Genomic DNA, 12330 nt, shown 5'->3' on the forward strand with positions numbered 1-12330 from the left:
GGTACGACAAGGAGGAAATACAATGGCAATTACGGCTGCAATGGTAAAAGAGCTGCGCGAGAAGACGGGCGCAGGCATGATGGACTGCAAGAAGGCACTGACGGCAACGAACGGCGATGCGAAGGCAGCCATCGACTGGCTGCGCGAGAAGGGCATCTCCAAGGCGGAGAAGAAGGCCAGCCGCATCGCAGCAGAAGGTGCAGTCGCAGCGTACATCACGGAGGATGCGAAGGTCGGCGTGCTCGTCGAGATCAACTGCGAGACGGATTTCGCCGCGGGCAACGAGAAGTTCAAGGCGCTCGAGGCGAAGATTGCGAAGCACATCGCCGAGACGGCGCCGCAGGATCTCGACGCGCTCAACGCGAGCGAGATCGACGGCAAGCAGGTCTCCGCGCTCATCACGGACGCGACGGCGACGATCGGCGAGAAGATCTCCCTGCGCCGCTTCGTGCGCTATGAGAGTGCTGGCAAGCTCGCGAGCTACATCCACATGGGCGGCAAGATCGGCGTGCTCGTGAACCTCACGGGCGGCAGCGATGAGCTCGGCAAGGATGTCGCGATGCAGATCGCGGCGGCGAACCCGATCGCCATCGACGAGACGGGCGTGCCGGCAGAGGTTGTCGAGCACGAGAAGGAAGTCGCGCGCAAGCAGGCCGAGGAAGAGGGCAAGCCAGCGAAAATCATCGACCGCATCGTTGAGGGTCGCATCAAGAAGTACTACAAGGAAGTCTGCCTCGATCAGCAGATCTTCGTCAAGGATCCGGACAAGACGATCTCGGATATCCTCGGCGGCGAGAAGGTCGTGGAGTTCACGCGCTTCCAGCTCGGTGAGGGCATCGAGAAGAAGCAGGAGGACTTCGCGGCAGAGGTCAAGGCGCAGATGCAGTAATTCCTCTTCGGAGGAATCGCCTTGCCGGCTGTGGTCAGGCACATGGTGAAAAGAGAGGCTGTTGCACAGAAGACGGCGCTCCCGGCGGGAGCAGGAGGTGCGGCAGCCTCTTTTTGGGGAATGACGCACTGAGGGCCGCATGCGGCGGCAGCGCGGTGCGGAGAAATTGACGGAGGCGGCAGGAGTTTCCCGCTTTCCGTCGAATGGAATCACTAGATAGGTTTCAGTCGTTGCTTGGACTGGATGGAGGTTTTTGTTTTGGAAACAGCGAAATATAAACGCGTTGTCCTGAAGCTCAGTGGTGAGTCGCTCGCAGGCGATCAGGGGTTCGGCATCAATCCGACGGTCGTCGAGGATATCGCGGCCCAGGTGAAGCAGGTGCGCGAGCACGGCATCGATGTCGCCATCGTCGTGGGCGGCGGCAATATCTGGCGCGGCCTCGCGGGCTCCGCAAAGGGCATGGACCGCGCGACAGCGGACTACATGGGCATGATGGCGACGGTCATGAACGCGCTGGCACTCCAGGACGCGCTTGAAAAGATCGAGGTCGACACGCGCGTGCAGACGGCCATCGAGATGCGCCAGGTCGCTGAGCTCTACATCCGCCGCAAGGCCATCCGCCACATGGAGAAAGGCCGCGTCGTTATCTTCGGCGCGGGCACGGGCAATCCGTATTTCTCCACGGATACGACGGCGGCGCTGCGCGCGGCGGAGATCGAGGCCGATGTTATCCTCATGGCGAAAAAGGGCACGGACGGCATCTACGACCGCGATCCGAACAAGTACAAGGACGCGAAGAAGTTCGAGGCGCTCGCTTACATCGAGATCCTCAACAAGGGCCTCGCAGTCATGGATTCGACGGCGACCTCGCTCTGCATGGACAACAAGATTCCTCTCGTCGTGTTCAACATCGACGACCACAAGAACATCGTTCGCGCCGCGCTCGGCGAGAATATCGGAACGACAGTAGGAGGAAAAGCGTAAATGGTGAAGGACATCCTTTCCTCGCATGAGGAACGAATGAAGAAGACAATCGAGGCGGCGAAGCATGAGTTCGCCAGCCTACGCGCGGGCCGTGCGACGCCGTCGCTGCTCGACAAGGTGCTCGTCGACTACTATGGCGCGCCGACGCCTGTGAACCAGGTCGCGAAGGTCACGGTGCCGGAGCCGCGCATGATCATGATCCAGCCGTGGGAGAAGTCCATCCTCCACGACATCGAGGTCGCGATCATGAAGTCGGATCTCGGGCTCAATCCGAACTCGGACGGCACGGCCATCCGCCTGACGATCCCGCAGCTCACGCAGGAGCGCCGCCAGGAGCTCGTGAAAGCCGTGAACAAGAAGGCGGAGGAGGCGAAAGTCGCCCTGAGGAACATCCGCCGCGACGGCAACGAGGAGATGAAGAAGCTCGAGAAGGGCAAGGAGATCACCGAGGATGAGTCGAAGCGCGGCCAGGAAAGCATGCAGAAGCTCGTCGACAAGTATATCAAGCAGGTCGACACGGCGCGCGAGGCGAAGGAGAAAGAGGTCCTCGAGGTCTGATGGCGGCGCTATCCTATGTTGGCCGTCCCTTCTCCTCGGTAGAGCCGGAACTGCGCGCTGCCGGCACGCCTTACCAGTTGGAGAGAACACGCCCTGTGCGTGATTTTTTCAAGACAGATGAGCGCTGTCTCTACGTTGTCCGCGAGCGAAAGCTCCCGGACGGCACGCTCGTGCTGGTCCTCGCGGCCAGCCTCCAGACATCGTCTGAGATCAGTTCTTGAAAGGAGGTGTCCTGACATGGCTTACAAGATTGGTGATGACTGCATTTCCTGCGGCTCCTGCGCGGCAACCTGCCCGGTGGAGGCGATCAGCGAGGGTGCAGAGCATTATGAGATCGACGCAGAGAAGTGCGTCGAGTGCGGCGCCTGCGCTGCCGGCTGCCCGGTATCCGCAATCTCGGCTCCGTGATGGACGGCCCCTCCTGACCGGAGCGTCAGGAGGGGTTTGTGTGTATGGGGCTTTCTCCATACGCACTGGGGAAGCACTGGCCGTGCCCGCCGCCTGCGCTCGCGCAGAGGCGGGCATAGTCGGTGGTTCCCTCATCTTATGTATGGACAGATGCACTGCGGCGCGCGGTCTTGCGGAATTGCTGCCCTTCAGCGAGGGCGGTGCCGCGCGCCGGCCAGAGGGATAGATTATGTGGAAAAAGATTTTGGGCCTCGGCGCCTCGAAGCGGGAAAAGGACCTGGTGTCTCTCTACGACCGCGTGCCGAAGGAGAAGCGGCCGCGCCATATCGCCATCATTATGGACGGCAACGGACGCTGGGCGGAGGGCAAGGGCCTCATCCGCACAGCGGGGCACCGTGCGGGCGTCGGGACGCTGCGCGATATCTTGCATGTCTGCGTCGATCTTGGCATCGAGGTGCTGACGGTCTACGCGTTCTCCACGGAGAACTGGAAGCGGCCGCGACCGGAGGTGGATTTCCTCATGAGTCTTTTCTCCGAGTATCTCGAGAAGGAGATCCAGGAGATGGAGGAAAATCATGTGCGCCTGCGGTTCCTCGGCCGCGAGGACGGCATGTCGGAGGCGCTGCTCGGCAAGATGCACGCGGCGGAGGCGCGCCTTGCGGGAAACGACGGCTTGCAGTTCAACATCGCGGCGAACTATGGCGGACAGGACGAGATCCTGCGCGCGGTGCGCACGCTTGCGGCGCGCGCGCAGGCGGGCGAGATCGCGCCGGAGGACATCGACGAGGCGATGTTTGCGGGCGCGCTCGATACGGCGGGCCAGCCGCCCGTCGATCTCGTAATCCGCACGAGCGGCGATCTGCGGCTGAGCAATTTCCTGCTCTGGCAGGCGGCGTATGCGGAGTTTTGGTTCACGGAGACGAACTGGCCGGATTTCACGCCTGAGGAGTTCGTCGGCGCGCTCGTCGATTTCGCGCAGCGCAAGCGGCGCTTCGGCGGGCTGAACCCTTCCGACGGGAAATGAGCGTTCTGCGTGGATCGCGCGGATGCGTGAAGCCGGAGCGCTGATACATGCTTCTAGGAAAAAGATCCGGTTTCGCCGGTATCGCAATGAGAAAAGGAGCGGTTTTTTGCTGACAAGAATCATCACTGGTGTCGTCGGTATCGCGCTGGCGGCATTCATCATCCAGACGGGCGGCGCGCTCTTCAGCGCGTTCGCGCTCGTGCTTTCCCTCGTCGCCTGGCTTGAGTATGTGCGCGCGTTTGCGCACAAGGGCATCCGCGGCGCGTTCGTGCTCGGCGCGCTAGGCCTCGTGCTGCTCTGGGGCTGCGCGTGGCTCGGCAATGCCGAGGAGACGATGGCGGTCACGACGGTCATCGTGCTCCTGATCCTGCTCGAGAGCGTGTTGCTGCACGGCCGGTTCTCGTTCGAGGACGCGGCGGTCTCGGTCGCGGGCGTGCTCTATTTCGGCTATCCGTTCGCGCACATGGTGCTGCTGCGTTTCGCGGGCGAGGGCCAGACGCTCATGACGCCGCTCGGCGCGTTTGATTTCGGCTGTGCGATGATCTGGGTCATGTTCATCGGCACCTGGGCGAGCGATACGTTCGCGTATTTCGTGGGCTCTGCCATCGGCTCGCACAAGCTCTGCCCGACCATCAGCCCGAACAAGACGGTCGAGGGCTTCCTCGGCTCGCTCGTCGGTACGACGGCGTCCGTCGCGGGGCTCGGCGTCTTTTTCGGCCTGCCCGTGCTCGAGATGGCGGGGCTCGGCCTCGCGCTTTCGGTGCTCGCGACGCTCGGCGATCTCGTCGAGTCTGTGGCGAAGCGCTATACGGGCATCAAGGACTCGGGGAATATCATCCCGGGGCACGGCGGCGTCTGGGACCGCTTCGACAGCGTGCTCTTTACGGCACCTGCGGTGTACTATTTCGCCGTGCTCGTGCTCGTGAATGATTGAGGAGGTGATGGGATTGAAGCAGCTGGCAGTCTTGGGATCGACGGGTTCGATCGGCACGCAGACCCTCGAGGTCGTGCGCCGTCATCCTGATCTCTTCCACATCGCGGTGCTCGCGGCGAATACGAGTGATGAACGCTTCGCGTCGCAGGTCGAGGAGTTTGAGCCGGAGCTCGCGGTGCTCGCCGATGAGGTGGCCTACGGGCGGCTCAAGGAGCGGCTCGCGGGCAAGGCGGCGCGCACGCAGCTCGCGGGCGGGCGCCAGGCATTCATCGACGCGGCGGGCTATCCTGGCGTCGACATGGTCGTGACGTCGATGATGGGCTTTTCCGGGCTCGCGCCGACGCTGCGCGCCATCGAGACGGGCAAGGATATCGCGCTCGCGAATAAGGAGACGCTCGTCGTTGCGGGCGAGCTCATCATGCGGCGCGCGCAGGAGTGCGGCGTGCGCATCCTGCCTGTGGACAGTGAACACTGCGCGTTTTTCCAGTGCCTGCAGGGCGAGCGGCGCGAGAGCATCGAGAAGCTCCTGCTCACCTGCTCGGGCGGCCCGTTCCGCGGCAAGAAGCGCGCGGAGCTAGAAAACGCGACGGTCGCAGAGGTGCTCGCGCATCCGACCTGGAACATGGGGAAGAAGATCACCGTCGACTCGGCCTCGCTCGTCAACAAGGGGCTCGAGGTCATCGAGGCGAAATGGCTCTATGGCGTGGACTACGACCAGATCCAGGTGGTCGTGCATCCGCAGAGCATCGTGCACTCGATGGTGGCGTTTTGCGACGGTGCCGTCATCGCGCAGCTCGGCGCGCCTGATATGAAGCTCCCCATCCAGTACGCGTTAACGTACCCTTCCAGGCAGCCGTCCACGTTCGAGCGGCTCGATTTCTGGAAGATGCAGGCGCTCACGTTCGAGCGGCCGGACACGGAGACGTTCCGCGGGCTCGCGTTCGCCTACGAGGCGGGGCGCGCGGGCGGCACGCTGCCCTGCACGTTCAACGCGGCGAACGAGGTCGCGGTCGCCGCGTTCCTGCGCGGCGAGATCCATTTCCTCGATATCTACGACATCATCGAGCAGACGATGAGCGCGCGTCCGGCGCGTCAGGTAACAGCGCTCGACGATCTCTTTGCCGAGGATGAGGCGGCGCGGCGCTATGCCGCGTCCCTGCTGAAGAAAGGACGGTGAAGCTATGGTACTCACCATCGCGGCGGCGGTATTCGTCTTCGGCCTGCTCGTGCTCGTGCATGAGCTCGGCCATTTCGTCACGGCGAAGCTCACGGGCATGCGCGTCGACGAGTTCGCCATCGGCTTCGGCCCGCAGCTCATCGCGGTAAAGCGCGGGGAGACGGTCTACTCCCTGCGCGCTGTGCCGCTCGGCGGCTTCAACAACATCGCGGGCATGGACCCGGAGGCGGAGGACGACGCGGGGGAGCGCGGCTACGCGCGCAAGTCCGTCTGGGCGCGCATGCTCGTAATCCTCGCGGGCAGTGCGATGAATTTTCTCCTGCCCGTGTTCCTCTACTGGGGGGTATTCTTCTTCTCGGGCGTCGCGACGCCGAGCACGGAGCCTGTGCTCGGCATGGTGCTCCCTGACAGGCCCGCGGCGCAGGCGGGGCTCCTCGCAGGCGACCGCGTGCTCTCCGTCGACGGCACGCCCGTCGGGAGCTGGCAGGAGTTCGCGTCGGCCGTCCAGCAGGGCGGGGAGGGCACGAGCCATGCGCTCGTGATCTCTCGCGGCGGCGAGGAACAGGAGCTTTCGGTATCGCCTGCCTATGACAAGACGTCAGAGCGCGCGATGATCGGCGTCATGAGCTCTGCGACGATGGAGCATCCGGGCGCCGTGCGGTCCGCGCAGCTCGCCGTGCAGAAGACGGGATCCGTCATCTCCATGATGGTCTACGAGCTCTACAAGATCATCTTGAAGCTCTCCGGCGCGGAGCTCGCGGGGCCCATCGGCGTCGCGCAGATGGCAGGCCAGGTCGCGCAGATGGGGTTCGTGCCGCTGCTCAACTTCACGGCGTTTCTGAGCCTCAACCTGGCCATCATCAACCTGCTGCCCATCCCGGCGCTCGACGGCGGCCATTTCGTCGGGCTCTGCGTCGAGGCGGTCATCGGCCGGCCGATGGGGCCGCGTTTCACGTACTACGCGCAGCGCGTCGGTATCGCGCTGCTCTTGCTGCTCATGGTGTTCGCGACGAAGAATGATGTCGTGCGCGTGTTTTTAGGAGGCTGACGTATGATGGAGTACCAGAGGAAGAAGACGCGGCAGATCCACATCGGCCCCGTCGCCATCGGCGGCGGCGCGCCCATCTCTGTCCAGTCCATGACGAATACGAAGACGGCGGATACCGAGGCGACGCTCGCGCAGATCCGCGCGCTCGCGCAGGCGGGCTGCGATATCGTGCGCCTCGCCGTGCCGGATATGGCGGCGGCGAGGAATCTCGGCAGCATCCTCGCGGCCTCGCCTGTGCCGCTCGTCGCGGACATCCATTTCGACTACAAGCTCGCGCTCGAGGCCATCGCGCAGGGCATCCACGCGCTGCGGCTGAACCCCGGCAACATCGGCGGGCCGGAGAAGGTCGCGGCCGTCGCGGCAGCGGCGAAAAAGGCGCATATCCCCATCCGCATCGGTGTCAACGCCGGTTCGCTCGATAAGCGCCTGCTCAAAAAATACGGCGGCGTGACGGCGGAGGCGCTCGTCGCGTCCGCGCTCGAGCATGTGCGCCTGCTTGAGCAGGAGGGCTTCTACGACATGAAGATCTCGCTCAAGGCGCATGACGTGCCGCTGACGCTCGCGGCCTACCGCCTCATGAGCGAGACGGTTGACTATCCGCTGCACCTCGGCATCACTGAGGCGGGCACGGTGCGCACGGGCGTCATCAAGTCCGCCGTCGGCATCGGCGCGCTGCTCGCCGAGGGCATCGGCGATACGCTGCGCATCTCGCTCACGGGCGACCCCGTGCCGGAGGTGCGCGTCGGCCGTGAGATCTTAAAGTCCCTCGGCCTGCGTTCCTACGGGCCGACCCTCGTCGCCTGCCCGACCTGCGGCCGCACGAGCATCGACCTGCCCGCGATCGCGGCCGAGGTCGAAAAGAAGCTCGCAGGAGTCGCAGAGCCCATCGAGGTCGCCGTCATGGGCTGCGTCGTCAACGGCCCCGGCGAGGCGCGCGGTGCCGACGTCGGCATCGCGGGCGGCAAGGGCGAGGGCCTCGTGTTCCGCAAGGGGGAGATCCTCCGCAAGGTCCCCGAGTGCGAGCTCGTGCCAGAACTGTTCAAGGAAATCGACAGAATCATAGAGGAGCGAAAGAATCAATGAGAGCATCCAGTCTATATGCACCAACCCTTCGGAATACGCCGGCGGAGGCGGAGATCGTCAGCCATCAGCTCATGTACCGCGCAGGCCTCATCCGCAAGGTCGCGGGCGGCATGTACACGTTCCTGCCGCTCGGCTGGCGCGTCATCCGCAAGATAGAGCAGATCATCCGCGAGGAGATGGACGCCGCGGGCGGCCAGGAGGTCATGATGCCTATCCTGCAGCCCGCTGAGCTCTGGGAGGAGAGCGGCCGCTGGGCCGCCTACGGCGATGAGATGATGCGCATGAAGGACCGCCACGGCAGGAACTTCTGCCTCGGCCCGACGCATGAGGAGATGATCACCGACCTCGTGCGCGACGAGGTCAGGAGCTACAAGCAGCTGCCGCTCCTGCTCTATCAGATCCAGGACAAGTTCCGCGACGAGCGCCGCCCGCGCTTCGGCCTCATGCGCAGCCGCGAGTTCATCATGAAGGATCTCTACTCCTTCGATAAGGACGTCGAGGGCATGAACGCCTCGTATCAGAAGATGTACGACGCCTATACGCGCATCTACAACCGCATGGGCCTCGCGTTCCGCCCCGTCGAGGCGGACAACGGCGCCATCGGCGGCGGTCACTCCCACGAGTTCACGGTGCTCGCCGACGCCGGCGAGTCGAACATCGCCTACTGCCCGCACTGCGACTATGCCGCGAGCGACGAAAAGGCGGAGCTCGCGCCGATCTCCGCGCCCGCTGAGGACGCGCTGCCGCTCGAGAAGGTCGCGACGCCCGGCACGAATACCATCGAGAGCCTCTGCGACTTCCTCCAGATCCCCGCGGAGAAGACCATCAAGGCCGTGGCCTACCAGACGGATGCGGACGAGCTCGTGCTCGTCTTCCTGCGCGGCGACCACGAGGTCAACGAGGTCAAGGTCATCAATCAGATCGCGGGCGCGCTCGAGCTGCGCATGGCCGACGAGGCCGCGATCCGCGCGGCGGGCGGCTGCCCGGGCTTCATGGGCCCCATCGGCATCAAGAACGGCACGCGCATCCTCGTCGACGCGAGCGTCATGAGCCTCCATAATGCCGTCACGGGCGCGAACGAGCAGGACGTCCACTATAAAAACGTCAACCCCGCGCGCGACTTTGACGCCGCAGCCATCACCGTCACGGATCTGCGCATGGTGCGTGAGGGCGATCCCTGCCCGCACTGCGGCACGCCGCTCAAGATGACGCGCGGCATCGAGGCCGGACAGGTCTTCACGCTCGGCACGAAGTACAGCGCGGCGATGGGCGCGACGTTCCTCGACGAGCAGGGCAAGGAGCAGCCGCTCTACATGGGCTGCTACGGCATCGGCGTCGGCCGCACGATGGCCGCTGCCATCGAGCAGAACAACGACGCGCAGGGCATCGTCTGGCCGCGCGCCATCGCGCCCTACGAGGTCGTCGTCGTCGCGGTCAACGCGAAGAAGGACGACCAGCTCGCCTACGCCGAGGCCGTCTACGAGGAATGCCAGGCCGCGCACATCGACACGTTGCTCGACGACCGCAAGGAGCGCGCGGGCGTCAAGTTCAAGGACTGCGACCTCATCGGCTACCCTGTCCGCATCACCATCGGCCCGAAGGCCGTCGAGGCGGGCGACATCGAGGTCAAGGTCAGGAAGACCGGCGAGGTCTACCACTTCACGCGCGAGGACTACCTGGCGAAGGTGCGGGAGCTGCTTGAAAAACTCTAAGAAACCTGATAAAATAAAGACAAACGATATTTTTATCGTTTGTCTTTTTTTGATTTTTGATAGAGTAAAGAAGGAAAACAGTATGTATGCGCAGCAACGTCTCTACTTCCTGGATCATCTCAAATGGTTCATCATCTGGCTCATGGTCGTCTTTCATGCCGCGATGTGCTACATGGCGTTCGCGCCGCAGTGGTGGTACGTCGTCGACAGCCGGGAGCCGGTCTTTTCAGCGACGGTGTTCATCTGCTGGGCGGACATCTTCATCATGCCGGTCATGTTTTTCATCTCGGGGTACTTCGGTTTGCAGTCGCTCGTGCGCCACGAAGAGAAGGAGTTCTGGCGGCGCAAGCTCTGGCGCATCGTGCTGCCGTGGCTCTTCGGCGTGCTTTTCATCGCGCCGCCCGTGACCTATCTCATTCTCGCGAGCCGTTCCGCGCCGATGGATTTCTGGACGTTTTACACGACGCTTTTCTGGGGCCCGCTTTACGAGCAGGCGCAGTACTGGTACCTCGGCGCCTTGCTTGCGCTCTACGTGCTGCTGACGCTCGCCGTGCGCCTCTTCCCCGCACTGCGCGTGCGCAGCGCAGCGCCTGTGCGGCGGCAGGGACGCCTGTTCCTCGCGCTGTTCCTCCTCACGTTTCTGAGCATCGGCGTGCTGGGCTCCTATCTGTCGCCGGACCTCTGGCAGCCATTTTTCTACGTGCTCGTATTGCAACCCGTGCGCATCCCGACGTATCTCATTTTCTTCTTCCTCGGCGCGCATGCCTTCCGGCAGCGCTGGTTCGCCGCCGCTGGCTACACGCCGGCAAATCCTCTCTGGCTTGTTGGATGTTTCCTCTTCAGCGCGCTCTACCTCTGGCAGCGTTTCACGTTGCCAGCGCTCGGGGCTTCCGCGCAGGTCATCGCCTGGACCAACGCCTTTTGTCAGGCCGCGTTCACATGGACGGCGACGCTCGGTCTCCTCGGCTTCTTCCAAAGATATCTAGGGCGGACGACGCCGCTGCGCGCCCGTCTTTCGGAGACCTCTTACGGCGTCTATTACCTGCACATGGCGGTGCTGTTCCCCGTCGTCTGGGCGGCGAGGAGCATAGACCTAGGCGTCTACTTCAAATACGCGCTCGTCTGCCTCGTCACGTTGCTCCTCTGCGATTTCCTCGCGCGCTACGGACTTTCCCATCTGTCGGCGTTTGCCCTGAGGAAGCGTGCAGATAAAGGATGAGGCTGAGGGATAGGAAGAAATCTGACGCTCCGAGGGAATGATTGTGCGAAAAAATCGCCGCAGGCTGAGTATTGTGAGCCTGCGGCGATTTTTACGCGGAACTTTTCTGTGATTGTCCACGGATATGGGAATTATTTCGGATTGTACTCCGTGATCTTGATGTCGGGATGATCGTTGAGATTGATGAGCCGGTCCTTCGTGATCTCGATGACCGGCAGGGCGGCGAAGTCATTGGGGAACGCGGCAATCTTGCCCTTCGAGCCGTCGGAGAGCACGACGCGCGAGCCGAGGAATGCGTCCTTGATGCGCGTGAGCACGGGGACGCAGACGGCGGGATCGAGCGTCGTGTACATCTGTTGCATGAAATACTCGATGGCGGCGAACGGCGTGCGCTTGACGTAGCCCTCGCGCTCCGTCGTGATGTTGTCATAGATGTCGGCGACGGCGATGATACGCGCGTACTCGTGGATGTCCGTGCCCTTGCAGTTGAAAGGGAATCCAGATCCGTCCATGCGCTCATGGTGCTGCATGGCGGCGAGTTTGACGCCGTCAGAGAGGCCGCCGACGCTCGCGAGGATATGGTGGCCGTCGACGGTATGCTGGATGTAGCGCTCGTAGTCCTCGCCTTTGAGGTTCTCGATGTTCTTGTCGAGCAGTCGCTGATCGAACTTCGTCTTGCCGATGTCATGCAGGAAACCGGCGAGCATGATATCTTTCGCCTTTTCCACATCGAAGTGCAGCCACTTCGCGATGACACCCGCGAGGATGGAGACGCGCAGCGAGTGGTTGTAGACGTCGGCTGCGAGATGGTTGAGCTCGTAGAGATAGTCGATGGCGCCGCTGCTCTTCGCGAGCGGTGTGATCTGCTTCGTCACGACGGCGTTTGTCTCGGAGACAGGGACATTTCCCGTCTCGCGCACCTCGTCGATGATGCGCCGCGCCGCGCTCACGACGCTCGTGTAGTCCTTGAGGAACGCGTTGCCGCGGTTGAAGATGGCGGCGACGGTCTGGTAGTTCTTGCTGAGCTCGTATTCATCCTTGACATAGACGACGGGGATATTTAGAAACGTCAGACGCGTGATATGCGCTTTGGTCAGCAGGGTGTTTTCAGAAAGAATGACGATCATGTCATCGTTGACCAGTGTGCGGGCAAGGATCATGCCGGGCTTGAGGTCTTCTACGGAAACAGCACGCACGATGAAATCCCTCCTTGAAGATTCGCTTTCTTCTATATTAATTCGCCTTTTTTGACGCATTCCCTGCTGATTTTCAAAAATGAGACGAATGAACCACA

13 protein-coding genes are annotated in these 12330 nt (G+C 62.8%); 12 read left to right on the plus strand and 1 reads right to left on the minus strand.

Annotation, left to right across the window (positions count from 1 at the left end):
* The first annotated feature begins 22 nt into the window (after positions 1 to 22).
* The 12 genes from tsf (at position 23) to F599_RS0106825 (ending at position 11036) form a co-directional block, all read left to right on the plus strand.
* Complete coding sequence (gene tsf, locus F599_RS0106770) at positions 23 to 889, plus strand: translation elongation factor Ts (RefSeq protein ID WP_026327872.1); 867 nt, start codon at positions 23 to 25, stop codon at positions 887 to 889.
* Positions 890 to 1132: 243 nt separating this feature from the next.
* On the plus strand, positions 1133 to 1873 hold the full coding sequence (gene pyrH / locus F599_RS0106775; protein WP_033369186.1) for a UMP kinase: 741 nt from the start codon (positions 1133 to 1135) through the stop codon (positions 1871 to 1873).
* Complete coding sequence (gene frr, locus F599_RS0106780; RefSeq protein WP_019542768.1) at positions 1874 to 2431, plus strand: ribosome recycling factor; 558 nt, start codon at positions 1874 to 1876, stop codon at positions 2429 to 2431.
* Entirely contained in the window at positions 2431 to 2652 is a 222-nt protein-coding gene (locus F599_RS0106785; protein ID WP_019542769.1) for a hypothetical protein, read from the plus strand. Before frr ends, F599_RS0106785 begins: the two co-directional genes overlap by 1 nt.
* Positions 2653 to 2668: 16 nt before the next feature.
* Positions 2669 to 2839 carry a DUF362 domain-containing protein gene (locus F599_RS0106790; protein WP_019542770.1) on the plus strand — a complete coding sequence of 57 codons (171 nt, stop codon included), beginning with the start codon at positions 2669 to 2671 and terminating at the stop codon, positions 2837 to 2839.
* Between the two features lie 229 nt (positions 2840 to 3068).
* Positions 3069 to 3863, plus strand: a complete 795-nt coding sequence (locus tag F599_RS0106795; protein WP_019542772.1) for an isoprenyl transferase — start codon at positions 3069 to 3071, stop codon at positions 3861 to 3863.
* A 106-nt stretch (positions 3864 to 3969) separates the two neighbouring features.
* Positions 3970 to 4797, plus strand: a complete 828-nt coding sequence (locus tag F599_RS0106800) for a phosphatidate cytidylyltransferase (RefSeq protein WP_019542773.1) — start codon at positions 3970 to 3972, stop codon at positions 4795 to 4797.
* Positions 4798 to 4810: 13 nt separating this feature from the next.
* Entirely contained in the window at positions 4811 to 5974 is a 1164-nt protein-coding gene (locus F599_RS0106805) for a 1-deoxy-D-xylulose-5-phosphate reductoisomerase (protein WP_019542774.1), read from the plus strand.
* A gap of 4 nt (positions 5975 to 5978) precedes the next feature.
* On the plus strand, positions 5979 to 7022 hold the full coding sequence (rseP, locus tag F599_RS0106810; RefSeq protein ID WP_019542775.1) for an RIP metalloprotease RseP: 1044 nt from the start codon (positions 5979 to 5981) through the stop codon (positions 7020 to 7022).
* 3 nt (positions 7023 to 7025) lie between these two features.
* A complete protein-coding gene (gene ispG, locus F599_RS0106815) occupies positions 7026 to 8105 on the plus strand; it encodes a flavodoxin-dependent (E)-4-hydroxy-3-methylbut-2-enyl-diphosphate synthase (RefSeq protein WP_019542776.1) in 1080 nt (359 codons plus the stop codon).
* A complete protein-coding gene (locus tag F599_RS0106820; RefSeq protein ID WP_020700528.1) occupies positions 8102 to 9817 on the plus strand; it encodes a proline--tRNA ligase in 1716 nt (571 codons plus the stop codon). Before ispG ends, F599_RS0106820 begins: the two co-directional genes overlap by 4 nt.
* A gap of 82 nt (positions 9818 to 9899) precedes the next feature.
* Positions 9900 to 11036: an acyltransferase family protein gene (locus F599_RS0106825; protein WP_019542778.1), complete on the plus strand. Its 1137-nt coding sequence runs from the start codon at positions 9900 to 9902 to the stop codon at positions 11034 to 11036.
* Positions 11037 to 11167: 131 nt separating this feature from the next.
* Here F599_RS0106825 and F599_RS0106830 read toward each other — a convergent pair whose 3' ends face one another.
* The gene (locus tag F599_RS0106830; RefSeq protein WP_019542779.1) at positions 11168 to 12232 is read right to left on the minus strand and encodes an HD-GYP domain-containing protein; all 1065 of its coding nucleotides are present in this window, start codon (positions 12230 to 12232) and stop codon (positions 11168 to 11170) included.
* Between the last annotated feature and the right edge of the window lie 98 nt (positions 12233 to 12330).

It is taken from the genome of Selenomonas bovis DSM 23594 (assembly GCF_000381005.1).
Classification (GTDB): domain Bacteria; phylum Bacillota; class Negativicutes; order Selenomonadales; family Selenomonadaceae; genus Selenomonas_C; species Selenomonas_C bovis.